The organism is Deinococcus arcticus, assembly GCF_003028415.1.
Classification (GTDB): domain Bacteria; phylum Deinococcota; class Deinococci; order Deinococcales; family Deinococcaceae; genus Deinococcus; species Deinococcus arcticus.
The window spans coordinates 151,976-167,070 of sequence record NZ_PYSV01000007.1; the positions used below are offsets into that span (position 1 = coordinate 151,976).

At 69.2% G+C, this 15,095-nt stretch carries 15 protein-coding genes and 1 riboswitch; of the genes, 8 read left to right on the forward strand and 7 right to left on the reverse strand.

Annotation, left to right across the window (positions count from 1 at the left end; all coding sequences use genetic code 11):
• Window positions 1–32 precede the first annotated feature (32 nt).
• The 6 genes from C8263_RS09130 (at window position 33) to C8263_RS09155 (ending at window position 4,525) form a co-directional block, all read left to right on the forward strand.
• Window positions 33–602 carry a hypothetical protein gene (locus tag C8263_RS09130; RefSeq protein ID WP_107137801.1) on the forward strand — a complete coding sequence of 190 codons (570 nt, stop codon included), beginning with the start codon at window positions 33–35 and terminating at the stop codon, window positions 600–602.
• Between the two features lie 51 nt (window positions 603–653).
• Complete coding sequence (locus C8263_RS09135) at window positions 654–1,415, forward strand: endonuclease III domain-containing protein (RefSeq protein WP_107137802.1); 762 nt, start codon at window positions 654–656, stop codon at window positions 1,413–1,415.
• Window positions 1,412–2,485 (forward strand): 3'(2'),5'-bisphosphate nucleotidase CysQ family protein, encoded by a 1,074-nt coding sequence (locus C8263_RS09140; RefSeq protein ID WP_107137803.1) that lies wholly within the window; start codon window positions 1,412–1,414, stop codon window positions 2,483–2,485. The genes C8263_RS09135 and C8263_RS09140 overlap by 4 nt, the downstream gene beginning before the upstream one ends.
• Window positions 2,482–3,057 (forward strand): GNAT family N-acetyltransferase, encoded by a 576-nt coding sequence (locus C8263_RS09145; protein ID WP_107137804.1) that lies wholly within the window; start codon window positions 2,482–2,484, stop codon window positions 3,055–3,057. Before C8263_RS09140 ends, C8263_RS09145 begins: the two co-directional genes overlap by 4 nt.
• 5 nt (window positions 3,058–3,062) lie before the next feature.
• Window positions 3,063–3,986: a D-2-hydroxyacid dehydrogenase gene (locus tag C8263_RS09150; protein ID WP_107137805.1), complete on the forward strand. Its 924-nt coding sequence runs from the start codon at window positions 3,063–3,065 to the stop codon at window positions 3,984–3,986.
• Window positions 3,987–4,198: 212 nt separating this feature from the next.
• Entirely contained in the window at window positions 4,199–4,525 is a 327-nt protein-coding gene (locus C8263_RS09155; RefSeq protein ID WP_107137806.1) for a hypothetical protein, read from the forward strand.
• 492 nt (window positions 4,526–5,017) lie between these two features.
• On the opposite strand, the gene mnmA is transcribed toward C8263_RS09155, so the two are convergent.
• The 6 genes from mnmA to C8263_RS09185 all read right to left on the reverse strand — a co-directional run bounded on the left by mnmA (window position 5,018) and on the right by C8263_RS09185 (window position 12,436).
• Window positions 5,018–6,196 (reverse strand): tRNA 2-thiouridine(34) synthase MnmA, encoded by a 1,179-nt coding sequence (mnmA, locus tag C8263_RS09160; RefSeq protein WP_199188359.1) that lies wholly within the window; start codon window positions 6,194–6,196, stop codon window positions 5,018–5,020.
• A 223-nt stretch (window positions 6,197–6,419) separates the two neighbouring features.
• Entirely contained in the window at window positions 6,420–8,912 is a 2,493-nt protein-coding gene (locus tag C8263_RS09165; RefSeq protein ID WP_107137808.1) for a hypothetical protein, read from the reverse strand.
• Window positions 8,913–9,695, reverse strand: coding sequence for a hypothetical protein (locus C8263_RS09170; RefSeq protein WP_107137809.1), 783 nt, complete (start codon window positions 9,693–9,695; stop codon window positions 8,913–8,915).
• A gap of 68 nt (window positions 9,696–9,763) precedes the next feature.
• Entirely contained in the window at window positions 9,764–10,291 is a 528-nt protein-coding gene (locus tag C8263_RS09175; RefSeq protein WP_107137810.1) for a hypothetical protein, read from the reverse strand.
• 56 nt (window positions 10,292–10,347) lie between these two features.
• Window positions 10,348–10,432: riboswitch (cyclic di-GMP riboswitch) on the reverse strand.
• A 481-nt stretch (window positions 10,433–10,913) separates the two neighbouring features.
• A complete protein-coding gene (locus tag C8263_RS09180; protein ID WP_107137858.1) occupies window positions 10,914–11,762 on the reverse strand; it encodes a sterol desaturase family protein in 849 nt (282 codons plus the stop codon).
• A complete protein-coding gene (locus tag C8263_RS09185; protein WP_107137811.1) occupies window positions 11,759–12,436 on the reverse strand; it encodes a GntR family transcriptional regulator in 678 nt (225 codons plus the stop codon). Before C8263_RS09185 ends, C8263_RS09180 begins: the two co-directional genes overlap by 4 nt.
• A gap of 92 nt (window positions 12,437–12,528) precedes the next feature.
• Between C8263_RS09185 and lysA the strand changes: the two genes are divergently transcribed.
• Entirely contained in the window at window positions 12,529–13,674 is a 1,146-nt protein-coding gene (gene lysA, locus C8263_RS09190) for a diaminopimelate decarboxylase (RefSeq protein WP_107137812.1), read from the forward strand.
• 66 nt (window positions 13,675–13,740) lie between these two features.
• Here the strand turns inward: lysA and C8263_RS09195 are convergent, their stop codons facing one another.
• On the reverse strand, window positions 13,741–14,262 hold the full coding sequence (locus tag C8263_RS09195) for a hypothetical protein (protein ID WP_146160642.1): 522 nt from the start codon (window positions 14,260–14,262) through the stop codon (window positions 13,741–13,743).
• Window positions 14,263–14,427: 165 nt separating this feature from the next.
• Here C8263_RS09195 and C8263_RS09200 point away from each other — a divergent pair, with 165 nt between their 5' ends.
• Window positions 14,428–14,841, forward strand: coding sequence for a hypothetical protein (locus C8263_RS09200; protein WP_107137814.1), 414 nt, complete (start codon window positions 14,428–14,430; stop codon window positions 14,839–14,841).
• Window positions 14,842–15,095: the final 254 nt, after the last annotated feature.

Genomic DNA, 15,095 nt, shown 5'->3' on the forward strand with positions numbered 1-15,095 from the left:
ATCTTCCAGCAACCCCCTATACTGCCCCCCGTATGCGCCCCATCGCCCTTGCCCTGCTGGGCGCCCTGACCCTGGCCCTGGGGGCCTGCGCCCGCACCACGGATACCTTCAAGCCCCGCATCACCGTGACCACGGGCGAGGGCGGGGCCGGGCGCAGCCCCAGCTTTCTGATTCAGGGGTATGTGCTCGACGATGTGGGCGTCACGCAGATCACCGTGGACGGCAAGCCCATTCCCGTTCAGCCGGGCAGCAACAAGATTGCGCGCTTTCAGTTTCAGGCGGTGCTCAGCACGCCCACGGGCCGCTACACCATTGCCGCGCGGGACGCGGCGGGCAACGAGTCCAGCCTCGTGCTGCCAGTCAGCGTGGACCCCACGCGCCCGGCGATCAAGGTCACGCGCTTTGAGCGCAGCGGCAGCGTGATCCGGGTGTCTGGCGTGGCCACCGACAATGTGCGGGTGGCGCAGGTGGCGGTGGACGGCAACCGCCTGACCATCACCCCGGGGCCGCGCGTGGAGTTCTACGCCGAGACCACCGGCATCTGGGCCGACATCCTGGTGACCGACACCGCCGGCAACCGCGCCGCCCTGCGCGCCCGCTAACCGGCGTCCCGGCCACGGTTGCCGCCCCCGGCGCGCTCTACCCTGCGCCGGATGCCCCGCCCGCCTGAAGTCTTTGCCGTTCCAGAGAGCCTGCCCGAGGTCACGCGCCGGCTGGTGGCCGAATACCTGCCCGAGGCCGGGCCCGGGCCGCGCACCCGCCCCGCCGAGCTGCTGAACGAACTGATCCGCACGATTCTGGGCCAGCAGAACACCCGCGACGCCGCTGGCCGGCAGTTCCGCGCCCTGAAGGCGGCGTATGGACGCTGGGAGGCCGCCCTGCTGGACGGCCCCGACGGCATAGAAGCCACCCTGAAAGCTGCTGGTGGGGGCCTGCACCGTGCCAAGGCCGCGCACCTGCATGGCCTGCTGAGCGCCCTGGCCGGGCAGGCTGGTGACGAGGACCGCGCCCTGGGCTTAGACGGGCTGGCCACGCTGGACGACGAGGGGGCCCGCGCCGCGCTGCAGCGGCTGCCCGGCGTGGGGCGCCACACGGCCAACCTGATGCTGCTGTTCGACCTGGGCCGCGCCGCCATGCCCGTCGAGGGCCACCTGGACCGGCTGGCCCGCCGCCTGGGCTGGGTACCGGACGGCTGGGCGGGCGCCCGCGTGGAGCGCTGGTACGACAGCGTGACCCCGCGCACCCACGGGGCCCGCTGGGCGCTGCATGTGGGGGGGGTGCGCCACGGCCGCGCCACCTGCACCCCGCGCCACCCGCGCTGCGACCATTGCGTGCTGGCCGATCTGTGCCCCTCGGCGGCGCTGCTGGGGCCAGGGACGCGGACACCGCAGACAGCCGCTATCCTCGGGCCATGACGGCGCCCTCTTCTCAATCCCTGGCTTCTCAATCCCTGGGCCGCGAACAGGCGGTGGCCGAAGGGCTGGCGCGCGAGGCCGGCGCCCTGCTGCGCACCCACCTGCGCGCGGGCTTCACGGTGGAACACAAGACGGGTCCCGACGACCCTGTGACGGCCGCCGACCGCGACGCCTCGGTCCTCATTCTGCGCGGACTGGCGCAGTCGTTTCCCGGCGACGGCCTGCTGTCCGAGGAGGCGGCCGACAGCCCCGCCCGGCTGGCGCACGAACGGGTGTGGATCGTGGACCCCATCGACGGCACCAAGGAATTTGCCTCTGGCAGCCCTGACTTCTGTGTGAGCATTGGTCTGGCGGTGGCCGGCGAACCGGTGCTGGGCGTGGTGTATGCCCCCGCCACCGATGAGCTGTTCAGCGGCGTGGTGGGCGAGGGGGGCGTGGCCCTGAACGGGGAAAGCGTGCCCCCGCCTTCCCCGGGCCCGGACTGGCACGTGGCCGTGTCTGACACGGAATATGGCCGCGAACTGCACGCCGTGCCGCTGCCCGGCATGGCGCCCAGCGGCAGCATCGCCCTGAAGCTGGCGCGCATCGCCGCCGGGCAGGCCGACGCCACCTTTTCCATGTCGCCGCGCAGCGAGTGGGACCTGGCCGCCGGCCACGCCCTGCTGCGTGCCGCCGGGGGCGAGGTGCGCCGCCGCGACGGCCGCCCCATTCGCTACAACGGGCCACGCCCCCACATCGAGCAGGGCCTGATCGCCGGGCACCCGGCGGCGCTGGCGTGGCTGGAGGCGGCCCTGGCCGAGCACCGCGTGCCGCTGGCCCACCTGGGCCTGACCCCGGCCGACCCGGCGTGGACGGTGCTGCCCGCCGAGGATCAGGTGGCGCTGGCCGGTCACCCGGGCGTGAATGTGCGCCATGCAGGCGGGCAGACGCTGGCCCTGCTGGTGGTGGACCCCGCAACCGGGGCCACCCTGCGCGCCCAGGGGGACGCCTTTCACCTGGAGCGCCTGACCCGCGACGTGACCCGCGCCCTGGGCACCCTGGCCCAGGCGGCCGGTGACACTGGGGCATGACCGCGCGGCCTTCTTCCGGGGCCCGGGTGACCCTGAAGCCGGTGCTGGAGTTCACGGCGGCCGAGTGGCGCACCCTGCACGCCTTTTTTCGCAGCCGAGAACTGGCCGACTGGAACGACGCCCGGCCCATCCGTCTGCCGGGCTGGCTGTTTCGCCGGGTCATGCAGGAAGAAGAGCGCACCGGCGAGCGCGCAGGGTTCGGCGTGCTGGACGAGCAGGGCCGCCTGATCGGCAGCGCCGAGCTGTACGACCTGCGCCCGCCACCTCCCCTGACGCCCACGGCCGCCACCCTGGGCGTGATGATCGGCCTGCCCGAGCTGTGGGGCCAGGGCTACGGGCGCGCGGCGGTGGGGGCGGTCCTGGCCTGGGCCTTTGGGGGCGACACACCGCTGTCGCGCGTGCGCCTGACCACCTTTGCCCACAACCGCCGCGCGCAGCGGGCCTTTGCCGCCTGCGGCTTTCAGGAGGTGGGCCGCACCGCCCGCGCCGGGCGCACCGACGTGCACATGGAACTCACGCGCGCGCAGTGGCTGGCTGCGCAGGAACCCCGGGCCCAAAACGCGGCAGAATAGACCCCATGCGCGTTCTTGTGCCCGATGCCCCGGAATTCCGTGCCCTGGCCGCCCACGACGAGGGCAGCGTGCCCGGCGTGGACTTCGCGTTTTACAGCCGCACCGAGGTGCCCCAGGGGCCTGCCGACGGCGCCGTGCTGTGGCTGGTGGGCCCGGACATCCGCCGGCAGTTGCTGGCCACCCCGGGGCTGCGCTGGGTGCTGACCCTGACGGCCGGTATTGAGCATGTGCAGGGCCAGTTGCCCGAGGGCGCCGCGCTGTACAACGCCAGCCGCCTGCACGACCGCGCCGTGGCCACGCATGTGCTGGCGGGCATGCTGGCGGCCTCGCGCGGGCTGCACCTGTTCCGGGACGCCCAGGCCCGGCGCCAGTGGGCCTCGCCCGCCCTGCCGGGCCCTGCCCCGCTGACCACGCTGGACGGGCAGCGGGTGGTGCTGTGGGGCCACGGCCATATTGGCCGCCAGCTGGAAGGGATGCTGAGCCCACTGGGCGCGCAGGTGAGTGGCATTCGCAGCGGCACCCCGGCCGGCGAGCGCCAGGAACTGCTGGCGGCGGCCGACTGGGTGGTGCTGCTCCTGCCGGGCACCGAACAGACGCGCGGCGCCGTGAATGCCCAGACCCTCTCGGGCCTGAAACCCGGCGCGTGGCTGTGCAACGTGGGCCGGGGCCCGCTGATCGTGACTGACGATCTGGTCCGGGCCCTGCAGGACGGCACGCTGGGCGGCGCCGTGCTGGACGTGACCGACCCCGAGCCCCTGCCGGCCGACCACGTCCTGTGGACCCTGCCCAACGTCATCCTGACCCCGCACATCGCCAGCACCACCGCCGATCTGGTGGCGCGAGGCGCCGAGCTGACCCGTAACTTCCTGATTGACCTGCAGCAGGGCGGCGAGCCCGAGGGCCGGGTGGAGGTGGGGAGCCTGTACTGATGCGAACCGCTCCACGCCTCCTGCTCCCTCTCCTGCTCTGCCTGGGCTCCCTCACCGCCCTTCCCAGCCGGGCCACCTCCTCCTCCTTGCCGCAGGCCAGGGCCGCCGCGCTCGGCGTTCAGACAGGACAGACCTGGCGCGTCCAGTGGACGACCAGCAAAGCCAGCACGGTCACCGTCCGCGTCCCGCCCTTCACGACCGGGGACGACCGCATGCAATTTTTCGAGTGGAGCGCCACCCTGAAACAGAAGAACGCCGTGACCTTCAGGGGACGCACCGGAAGCGTGTTCTTCAGCACCCACACCGCAGGCCGCAGCGAGGACCTGCTGTACGACATCAACACCTTGATCGTCACCTTCGTTCCCTTCAGCGGTGCCGAACCGTTCGCGTGTTTCTTGCGGGTGACGCAGAAGATCCTGCCTGGACAGACCCGCACCGGCGTGACCAGCGAGAACCGCCCGGAGCAGATCGCAACGGCCCAGCTGGAAGGCGAGCCCGGCCAGCTGAAGACCTGCAACGTCACGCGCCTGAAGGGATAAGGATTCCAGCTGAACTGGAGCCACGGTGAATCCCGACCGGGTTCGTAGAGCTGCGCCAGCACAGGGAGAAGGAAAAAAGGTGACGGAGAGGGGTGGAAGCACCGGAGCGGGGCAAAGGGGGCCGTCCGGAATCTGTCGGATGCGGATTCCGTCTATAACGCCCACATATCGAAAAAGAGCCACTGTACCGACGCCACGCCCGACAGCTCATGCTCCTCCTGCTCGCTTTGCGAAGCAGCGCTGTGAGTCCGCTGGGATTGAATCGCTTTTGTCAGCGACTCATACGGCTTCCGAAAAATTCCGTAATGTGTTCCGGAATTTTTTCGACCGAAGGGACTCGAAGAGCTGCGGAGCAGAGAAGGAACAAATGCGGATTTCCGGGAATTGGGCTGGAACAGCGCCGAAGGCGGGGAACATCCCCCTTCTTCCCGGATGGTACGGAAATGGACGGCAGTCCGTATCAATCCGAGTTCGTATGATCCGGACAGCCGATCAGCTCAGGTTGACGGTAGGCCGCTGTTTTGGCGGGGGCTGGGGTGCAGGCAGCTCGCGCACGTGGTCTTCAATCAGGCCGCCGCCCAGCAGTCGGGGCCCGGCGTACAGCACAGCGCTCTGGCCCGGGGCCACGGCGAACTGCGGCTCGGCAAAGGCCAGCTCGAAGCCGTGTTCGTCGGCGTGGACCACCCGCGCCTTCACCGGGGCGGTGCGGTAGCGCACCTGCACCTCCAGGTCACGCGGCAGGGCGGACAGGTCCAGCAGGTAGTTTGCGCCGCCTGCCCGCAGGCCGCGCCACAGACAGTCCTCGTACTCACCCACCCAGACGGTGTTGGTGGCCGGCTCCAGATGCACCACATGGCGCACGCGGTGGCTCTGGTACAGGCCCAGACCCTTTTTCTGTCCCAGCGTGTAGAACTGCGTGCCCAGGTGCTCGCCCACCACCTCGCCCGTGGCGATCTCGCGGATATAACCCCCCGCCTGCGGCAGGTGCTCGGCCACGAAGTCCTGCACCTTGCCCGGCACGAAGCAGATGTTCTGGCTCTCGGGCTTGCGGGCAGTCAGCAGGCCGCGCGCCTCGGCAATGGCGCGCACCTGGGGCTTTTCCAGTTCACCCACCGGAAAGAGGATGTGTGGCAGGGCCTCTTGCGGGGTGCCCCACAGGAAATAGGTCTGGTCCTTGCGGGGGTCGTCACCGCGCCAGAACTGCACCTCGCCCGTTTCCGTTTCCACCCGCTTCACGTAATGCCCGGTGGCCACGTAGCGGCAGCCCAGCATCTTGGCCTTTTTCACCAGTTCGTCGAACTTGACCTTGGTGTTGCAGTTCACGCAGGGGTTGGGCGTGCGGCCCCGGGCATATTCGTCCAGAAACGGTCCCACAATGTGCCGCTGAAACTGCTCGCGGTAGTCCAGCAGGTAAAAGGGCACCCCCACCTGTTCGGCCACCCGGCGGGCTTCATAGGCGGCGTCGGGCGAGCAGCAGCTGTCGAAGGTGTCTACCCGCTTGTCGTCGGGCCAGAAGCGCATCATGGCGCCCACCACCTGATAACCCTGGTCCTTGAGCAGCGCGGCCGTAACGCTGCTGTCCACGCCGCCAGACATGGCGCACAGCACGCGTTCCCCGGTGCCAGGGGCAGGGGCGGGGACGGGCTGGGGCTGGGGCACAGGCGCGCTCATACAGCCGGGCAGCTTAACAGAGCGGGCCCGCGCCGGCGGTGAGGCGCGCGGCAATTGAACCGCCGGAGCACACCGGGCTGGGCCATGGCGCCGCATAGGGAACTCAGGGGAGCCGACTCGCAGCGCTGCACCGCAGAGCGAAGACGAGGGCATGCGGGACTACGGCGAGGGAACAGCACCCCCGCGCCCTTCTGACAAGCTTTGGCATCGCTGGCATCCCGTCTCAGGGTGTCTGTGGCGGCAGTGGTGCCGGGGTCAATTCCTGCACGTCGTCTATGCGCACCTCACGGGGGCGCCACTGCACGGCCAGATCCACTTCGCGCTGCTCGGCGCCGCGCAGGGTCACCTCCAGCGGGGCCGGCACGCCATGCCCGGCCAGCAGCGCCTGGGCCTGGGGTGCAAACTGCAGCGTGTACGTGCCGGGCCGCAGCCCCGGAAAGCTGAACGAGCCGTCGGGGTTGGGGGCCACGGTCAGGGGGGCCTGCCCCGGGGCGCTCAGCTGCACGTCCAGCCCACCCAGCGGAGGCAGGTCGGCACTCAGCAGCTCGCGGACCTCGGGGTTCTCCGGCAGCTGCAGCTGCACGCGGCCACTGAGGGTGGCGGTCTGCAGGCCGCGCACCTCCAGGCGCCGCGTTTCCTGGGGCCGCAGGTCCAGCAGCAGCGGCAGGGCAGGTTCCAGCTGGGTGCCTGGGGGCAGCGTGCCGCCCAGCAGGCTGAGGGTGACGCTCCCGGCGGGCAGCGCCTCAAACACGAACCGGCCCTCGGCGTCGGTTTCGGTGGCCAGGTCGCCTGCGCGCAGCAGCAGCCCCGCTGCCCCCGCGCCGCCGGGCAGCAGAATCCGGCCCTCCACACGCGCGAGGTCCGCACGGCGGTGGACCGGCACCTCCACAGCCAGAGTCACCGCCGCGCGCAGCTCGCCCCGCCACCGGGCGTCCTGGTGCGAGACCCTGGCGCTGAGGGCCGAAGTGGCGCCGCCCGCGCGCGCATGGGTGGCGTTCAATTCGGCGCTGAACTGCCCGGCGCGCAGGTTCGTGGTGTTCACGGCGGCGCTGTAGGTGGTCTGGGGGCTGGCCCGGTAATCGGCGCGCAGGCCCCCCGACAGCACGGTTTGCCCGCTGCGCAGGTCGTGGCTGAAGCCGGCGGTGGGCAGCAGCTGCAGGGTGTCCTGGCGGCGGGTGGCCCCCACCTGATAACTCAGCTGCGGGCCAGCGTCCACCGTGGGGGCGGTCCAGGTGACCTGATGGCGCAGGGGCGTGCTTCCCCAGGTGTGGTTCAGCGTACCTGCCACGCTCTGGGCGGCGGGGCTTAGCAGGGCGCTCACGCCGAGTTGCCCAAAGTGCCGCCGCACCGAGGCCGAGGCACTCAGGCGCGGGGTCAGCGGCCCGCTGCCCTGAAGGCCCAGTTGCACACCCAGCGTCAGGTCCGCCTGGGGCCGCAGGTTCAGGCCGGCGCTCAGTGTCTGGGTGGGGGCCGCCGCACCTTTCCACCCAGCCGTGGCCCCGGCATACTGCAGGCTCAGCTCGGCCCCGCCCATCTGGTAGAGGCCCTTCGCCTCGGCAGCGGCGCCGCCGGTGCTCAGGTTCAGGGCCAGGGCGCCGCTGGCCTGCACCCGCCCCGCGCCCAGTCCACCCTGCACCTGACCGTACAGCCCAGCCTTCAGGTGGGGGCCGGTGCGGTCCAGTTCCAGGCCCAGCTGGCCCTGCGCGCCCTGGGCCAGCAGGCCGCCGCCCACACTGAATTGCCCCTGGCGCTGCCCGGCGTAGGCGCTGAAGGTGACTGGACCCAGGCGCCGCGTGCCCGCCGCGCCCAGCAGCGGCGCGGCCAGCAGCGGGTGCTGCTGGGGGCTCAGGTGCCCCGCGCTCCAGGCGGCGTCCGGGCGGGCGTAGGTGACCTGGAAGGCTGTGCGGCTGGCCGAGAGGTGCAGGGTGCCCGGGTCGCCCTGCACCGGCGCGCCCTGCCCGGTCAGGGTAAAGTCCACCTGACCCGGCGCAGCCGTGCCCCCCCCCACGGTCAGCTGCAGCGGAAAGACGTGTGAAAGCTGGGCGGGCGCAGGGCGGCGCAGCACCCGGTCGGTGCTGGCCCGGCTGGTCGCGGCGGCCCCCTGGCCCTGAACCTTCAGGGTCACCTGCAGCGGCTGCGCCCGGCCCCCGGGCGGCACCTGCACCCGGGCCTGCACCTCGGCCGCCTCACCGGGAGCGAGCGGAAGGCGGGTGCGGCTGAGCTGCACCTGGGTCCCGTCGCCCTGGCCGGAAAGCTGCAGCTCCTGATCCACATTTCCAGTGTTCGTGACTCGCCACGTCACGCTGTATTGGGCGCTGGCGCTGGCGACCGGAGCGTCCAGCACCTCTATCTCCAGGCGGGGGGCGGCGGGCACCTGCACCTGCACATTCACAGCCGATTCCGGGCTGGCCACGCGCAGGGTCAGGGCCCCGGCGTTCAGGCGGGCGGGCGGCAGAAGGGTCAGCAGTTCCAGGCGGCTTTCGCCGGGCGCCAGCTCATAGCTGGGGTCGCCCGCCAGCAGGGTCCAGCCGGGCGGCAACGCCAGGGTCAGGGTGCCGCGCTGGGGCTGCGCGGAAGGGTTCTGCAGCTCCACGGCAAAGGTCAGCGGCGTGCGTGCCTCGGCGCTCAGGGGGGTGGGCGAGGCCGTGACGGTCACGGCCTGCGCGCCCGCGCCCAGCAACAGACCCGTCAGCACCAGCGCGCCTCGCCGGTTCATTCAGTCCACCGTGAAGGCGTAGCGCGCGCCGATCAGGTCTGCGCCCCGGTCATCGGCCAGCACCAGAATCTGGTATTTGCCGGCGGGCAGCCCGGTCAGGGCGTAGGTTTCCAGCACGCTCATACCGGGGTACACGCGGCGCGGGCGGCCGGCCAGTTTCTGCACCAGTTTGCCCCGGGCGTCGTAGATCTCGGCGCGGGTGGTGGGCACCGCCAGCCGGGTGCCTGTGTTGCCCAGGGTCACGCTCAGCTGCAGGCCACCTGTGCCCCGGCCCAGTTGCGGGTCCTGAAACTTCAGCCGCGCCTGTCCACCGGGCACCTGCACCACCACCTGCACGGCGTAGCGGGTGACCTGTTGCAGGCTCAGGCTGTTGGGCCGGGCCGGCGCCGCGCCCGTGCTGGCCGGCACCGGGGTCACGAAGATGACGCCCCAGTGGCTGCCGGCTGCCGCGTTCTGCGGCACCTGCACGCGGTAGGGCACCGTCAGTTTGCCCCGGGCCGGCACCGTGACCAGGGTGCTGGGGAATTTGATCCAGCTGGTGTTGCTGCGCTCCAGGGTGCCGGGTTTCAGATACGCCGTGCCCACCTTGGCGTCCGAACGCACGTCACCCAGCGACAGCTGGGTCTGAACGGGGGCGCTGCCCGGGTTGCTCAGGGTCACCGAGCCTTCCAGAACGGCGCTGCCCGCAGCGGCATGTTCCATCACCAGGGAGCTGGTCACCTGAACCTGGGCACGGGCCACGCCCAGGCTCAGGAAGGCGGCTATCACGGCAAGCTGTCTCATGGATGAACCTCAAGAAGAAGGGGAAAGGGCCCACAGACTCTTTCCCCAAAGCTGGAGCTGAACCGGGTTTACAGGCCCGTGCCGATGGTGTAGGTCAGCGTGCCGGTGAAGTTCTCGAAGCCGCGCGTGGCGATCACCGAGTACGCCACCGACGCGTTGCCGCCCGTGGTGAACTGCGCAATCCCGGTGATCAGGTTCTTGGCGGCCAGATCGTTGCCTGTGAAGTTCACGGTGGCGCCCGTGCCGCCGTTGCCCGCAGCGGCCGTGCCCACTGTGGGCGTCAGGCGGATGGTCAGGCCATCGGGGAGGGTGGTGGCGTTGGCGGCCAGCGCCAGCGACACCGTGATGGACCGGTCACCGTCGGCGGTGTTGTTCTGGGTTTCATAGGCCACGGTGGCGGTCCCGGCCGCCTGCGGGGTGGTGCCGAATTCGGCGTTCACGAAGTCCACCGAGAGGTTCCCGGTCACTGTCAGGGTGTCGGTGCCGCTGTTGGTGGCGGTCACGGTGGTCTGCTGCGTCGCTGCCGTCGCGGCAGCCAGCACAGGAGAGGTGGAGCACAGGGCCAGAGCCGCCAGAATCACGTTGATCTTTTTCATGATGATCTCCCTTTCTTGCAGACAAGGTGTCCGTGATGGACGGAGGGTCCACCCAGAACGCGCCGAGTCGGTCGCACCACTTGCTCCCTCTGCCCGAGGTGCCCGGATTACAGGACAGAGATCAGCGCATCTCTTCGTTTGAGTCATCTCTGAACGAAGTGCCTGAAAGATGGCGTCTGGGCGCTCACAGCGCTCTGACATGAGACAGATTGGGTGAGGATGAAGTCGGCCTGGACTGGCCAGAGCCCCGGGTGGGAGCACACCGGGGCAGGCCCCGCGCCCCGTTGAGCCGCTTTGCGGCCAGAACGCGCTCTGGGCGGACCAATCTTCACGGAAAGCTGGCGGTGGCAGGCGTCACACACTCCCATGGCGCTCCCCCTGAAGGTGCTGCATGAAGGTGCCCCGGGTCTGACAGGCGCTTTGTCAGGGCCCAGTCACCGCGGGCCTCTGGGCAGCGAAGAGCACCCTCTGCGTTGTGGCGGCACCCGGTGCGGGGGGCGTCTGACTGCGCGCCGCTGCCCTGATGCGGCGCAGGGCTCCAGAGGGCAGGAAGCTGGATCTGCCCCCCGGGCACGCGCAGGGAGACGGGAAAAACGGTGGCCTGGCCGCCACCGTTCACGGCCTAGCCGTCCTGTCCGGGCCGCCAGCCTGGGGGCCGGAGCAGATAATTCAGCCGCTCGCGCCAGGTGCGGGCCGCCTTCACGTCGCGCCACAGGGCGGCGAATTCGTGAAAGGCCACGCCGACAGGGTGATGGGTGTTGATGTTGTGCACCAGCCCGTAGCGCACCCGCTCGGTTTCGGGCTGAAAGGTGCCCAGCAGGCGGTCCCAGATCATCAGGATGCCCGCATAATTCTTGTCCAGGTACACGTCGTTGCTGCCGTGGTGGGCGCGGTGGTGGCTGGGGGTATTGAACACGTACTCAATGGGCCGGGGCAGGCGCCCAATGCGCTCGGTGTGCACAAAAAACTGGTACAGCAGGTTCCACGACTGCGCCAGCAGCACTGTCCAGGGTTCAAAGCCCAGCAGCGGCAGCGGCAGCCAGAAGGGCAGCGCCGTCATGGGCACCCAGGTCTGGCGCAGGGCAGTGGACAGGTTGTAGTGCTGGCTGGAATGGTGCACCACATGGCTGGCCCAGAACAGGCGCACCTCGTGGCTGATCCGGTGAAACCAGTAATACGCAAAGTCGTCCAGAAAGAACAGCAGCACCCACACCCACCACGCGCTGGAGGGCAGGCGCAGCGGTGTCCACAGGTACAGGGCGGTGTAGATGCCCAGCACCGCCGCCTTCCAGAACACGTTGATCAGCACGTTGCCCAGGCCCATGCTCAGGCTGGTCAGGGTGTCGCGCACGGCGTAGCCCATTTTCGGCTCACCGCGTTCATCGTGGTCGCCCAGAAAGCGGTAGGCGGCCCACTCAATCAGCAGCGACAGCGCGAACACCGGAATGGCGCGTTGCAGCAGGTCCATCATGGCTGGGCCCCCGGCCACAGGCGCAGGCTGTCCAGGGCGGTGGTCAGCGCGGCCTGCCGGGCAGTATCGGGGCCCAGGGCCAGCGCGGCGTGCAGGGCGCGGTAGTGCTCCAGGGCGCGGGCCTGGCGCGCGGTGTCCTGGAAGTACAGGGGCCCGGCCTGGGTATAGACCTCGTGAAAGGCGCCCAGCAGCAGCGGCGCCAGGGCGTTGCCGCTGCCCTGGGCGGCCAGCATCTGCACTGTCCAGTCAAAGGCGGTAAAGGCCTGCGGGGCGTCCGGGGTGCCGGGCGTGGGCGGGGCCCCCAGGTGCGCGCGCAGCGGCCCCGGGTCCAGGCGCGCCGAGGCCGCCATCCAGTGCGGCAGCAGCGCCGCGCGCAGGTCCAGCAGTTGCGGCACCAGCCCGCTCAGGTGTCCGGCACGTGACAGGTGCGCCAGCACCCGCAGGCCGCCCTCCTCGGGGTGGCACACGCGCGTGGGCTTGCCCTGGCGAATCTCCAGCAGGCCGTCGCGGGCCAGGCGTTGCAGCGCCTCGCGCAGGGTGGGGCGGGTCACGCCCAGTCCGGCGGCCAGTTCGCGTTCGGCGGGCAGCAGGCTGCCGGGAGGGTAGGTGCCGTCCAGCAAGCGCGAAAGCAGGGTTTCTTCGGCGTGCAGGGCGGGGCGCAGCGGCTGGGTCATGCGGGGCCTCCGGGGGACGGGCAAAGTGGTCAGTGGTCTGACCAGTTTGGGTGGTGGGCGCGTGGCTGTCAAGCCCCGCTACACTCGCCCCCATGAGTCTGCCTGACGCCGCCCTGCACGCCGCCGCCCAAACCTACGGCACGCCGCTGTATGTCTACGACGCCGCCGAACTGGACGCCGCGCTGGCCCGAGTGCGCGCCGCCTTTGGGAACGCCCGGGTGCACTACGCCATGAAGGCCAACCCCAACCTGACCCTGCTGCGGCGCCTGCAGGCGGCGGGGGTAGGCTTCGAGTGCGTGAGCACCGGCGAACTGGCGCGCGCCGCCCACATTGGGGCGCGGGGCGAGCACGTGCTGGTCAATGGTCCGGCCAAAACCGAGGCTGAATACCGGCTGGGCGGCGAACTGGGCGCCACCTTTATCCTGGACCGCGAAGAGGAGGTGGGGTTGCTGCCGCCTGCCGCCCGCGTGCTGGTGCGGGTCAATCCGGCCCTGAAGGTCAGCACCCACGACCACCTTGCCACCGGGTCGGCCAGCAGCAAATTTGGAGTCACGCCCGACCAGACGCCCAGGATTCTGGCGGCGCTGCGCGGCGCGGGGCACACTGCGCTGGGCCTGCACGTGCATATCGGCAGTGCCATCCGCAACGCCGGGGACTTCACGGCCGCCTTTGCCCGGCTGCGCGACCTGCGCGCGCACACTGGCCCCCTGGCCGTGCTGGATGCTGGGGGCGGCTGGAGCCTGGACGCCGATCTGCACGGCATTGCGCGCGAAGCCCACGCGGCAGCGGCGGCGTACGGCGCCCAGCTGTGGGTGGAACCGGGCCGCTATCTGGTGGCCGGGGCCGGCACGCTGCTCACGCGCGTGGTGGGCACCAAGGTCACCGGCCGCCCCTTTGCGCTGGTGGACGCCGGCATGACCGAACTGCTGCGCCCCATGCTCTACAGCGCGCAGCACCCGGTGCGACCGCTGTGGGAGCGCCCCGGCGTGGGCCCCTGGGATCTGGCCGGGCCCGCGTGTGAAAGCGGCGACATCCTGGCGCGGAACGTGCCGTTGCCCGCGCCCCAGAGCGGCGACCTGCTGGCCATTGGCGAAGCCGGGGCCTACGGCGCCGCCATGAGCAGCACCTACCTCACGCGCGCCCGCCCGGCCGAGGTGCTGTATGCGGCCGGCGAATGGACCGTCATTCGCCGCCGCGAGACCCCGCAGGCGATCTGGGCGCTGGAGGAGGCAGAGTAGAACGCGGCGAAGCGAGCGAATGATGTGCTGTCACTCCTGCGCCATCGTCCGCTGAACGTCGCACGTTCACTGACAGTTATTGACTGCGCGCAGCGCGTCTTTAAAGCCGCGTGTTGAAAAGGTGTAATCCAGCGAAGATGCTTCCCGACGCAGCACGCGCATCACGATCTTTGAGGAGGCGTTTTTGAACGCGGCGAACACAATGTCGTCACGGGCAATGTCGAAAGCAAGGGCAGTTGCATCGGGCTCGTCATCTACCAGCGTGCCCTGGGTTGGAATGGTTTTGGCTTGCTGGCTGTCCACCCGGTACATCAGATTGGGGCCTTTGCCGGTGTCCAGTTGATCATCGCTGAGCAGCACGTTTTTGGTGTCCAGAAACGCATCAATACGTCCTGAACGGCAGTAGAAAATCATCATTGTTTCTGCGGCTGTATCATTCACTTCAGTCACAAAAATTCGGCTCTGGTTCTGGTCAGTCATGGCATCAAAGGACCTGGAGTAGTAGACATTAGTTCCAGGAATACGGACAATCTCTGCCGATGCAAGAGAACCAAGGGTCAGTAACCCCACGGAAAAAAGAGTTCGCACAGAAAAGAGTGTAATGAGTCTGTGCGGTCTGCGCTGCACATTTTGTTATGTGTATCGGGTGACTACCAGTCAAAACTTCTGGTACCCATGAAAAAGTTAGCTCCTGTAGGGTGTTTCTGTGACACACATGCGGTGCCAAGCTTCAAGGGCCGCTTACACTGAGGCATGGCGGGTCGGAAGAAGGTCTTGTGGATTCTTGGGCTGATTCTTCTTGCTGTTATCCTTGGCGGCTTCCTGACATTCCGATCAGGTGAGCAGAACTCTGTCCTGTACGACCTAGGGATTGAACGCGGCGGAAGTGAAGTCCTCTGCAGCAACGGCCCCGGCCCTCTGGTGTTCTCCGGGACGTCCCAATCTCGCTTTTCAGCTGACATCAAGCGCGCCATGATCCAGAATGCGGCCCGCTTTCAGGCCACTTTGTCGGTGTGGCGTCCAGCCCAGGCGTTGGGCACGCTCTCTGGAGAAGAAGCCGACTGGACCCGAGGAGACCAGCGGTACGTGGTGCGCTTGGTGGCGCCTCAGTTCACGGACGAGGACGCCACCATCTGCCTTTTTGAAAGGCCTGACACGACGCCGTGAGATGACATGGTGGACTTGACCCGCGCACCGTGAAAGGGAGTCAGGTCCCACCTGGGAAAGTCTCGCCGCTGACCCACTGGGTCTGATACGGAGTGCCGTCCATTTCCGTAACATCCGGGAAAGAGCCGGATGTTCCTCCAATTTCCGGAACTTCGTCTCTTTTCCTGCTTCCTCCGGTCGGAACAATTCCGTAACACATGACGGAATTGTTCGGAACTCGTATGAGAGCGTTATAAACACCTGAAGCGATCGTG

Coding starts and splice junctions, on each gene's coding strand:
- C8263_RS09140 (WP_107137803.1), top strand. CDS start 1,412: ATGACGGCGCCCTCTTCTCAATCCCTGGCTTCTCAATCCCTGGGCCGC.
- C8263_RS09165 (WP_107137808.1), bottom strand. CDS start 8,912: ATGAACCGGCGAGGCGCGCTGGTGCTGACGGGTCTGTTGCTGGGCGCG.
- lysA (WP_107137812.1), top strand. CDS start 12,529: ATGAGTCTGCCTGACGCCGCCCTGCACGCCGCCGCCCAAACCTACGGC.
- C8263_RS09130 (WP_107137801.1), top strand. CDS start 33: ATGCGCCCCATCGCCCTTGCCCTGCTGGGCGCCCTGACCCTGGCCCTG.
- C8263_RS09185 (WP_107137811.1), bottom strand. CDS start 12,436: ATGACCCAGCCGCTGCGCCCCGCCCTGCACGCCGAAGAAACCCTGCTT.
- C8263_RS09180 (WP_107137858.1), bottom strand. CDS start 11,762: ATGATGGACCTGCTGCAACGCGCCATTCCGGTGTTCGCGCTGTCGCTG.
- C8263_RS09175 (WP_107137810.1), bottom strand. CDS start 10,291: ATGAAAAAGATCAACGTGATTCTGGCGGCTCTGGCCCTGTGCTCCACC.
- mnmA (WP_199188359.1), bottom strand. CDS start 6,196: ATGAGCGCGCCTGTGCCCCAGCCCCAGCCCGTCCCCGCCCCTGCCCCT.
- C8263_RS09155 (WP_107137806.1), top strand. CDS start 4,199: ATGCAATTTTTCGAGTGGAGCGCCACCCTGAAACAGAAGAACGCCGTG.
- C8263_RS09200 (WP_107137814.1), top strand. CDS start 14,428: ATGGCGGGTCGGAAGAAGGTCTTGTGGATTCTTGGGCTGATTCTTCTT.
- C8263_RS09150 (WP_107137805.1), top strand. CDS start 3,063: ATGCGCGTTCTTGTGCCCGATGCCCCGGAATTCCGTGCCCTGGCCGCC.
- C8263_RS09170 (WP_107137809.1), bottom strand. CDS start 9,695: ATGAGACAGCTTGCCGTGATAGCCGCCTTCCTGAGCCTGGGCGTGGCC.
- C8263_RS09145 (WP_107137804.1), top strand. CDS start 2,482: ATGACCGCGCGGCCTTCTTCCGGGGCCCGGGTGACCCTGAAGCCGGTG.
- C8263_RS09135 (WP_107137802.1), top strand. CDS start 654: ATGCCCCGCCCGCCTGAAGTCTTTGCCGTTCCAGAGAGCCTGCCCGAG.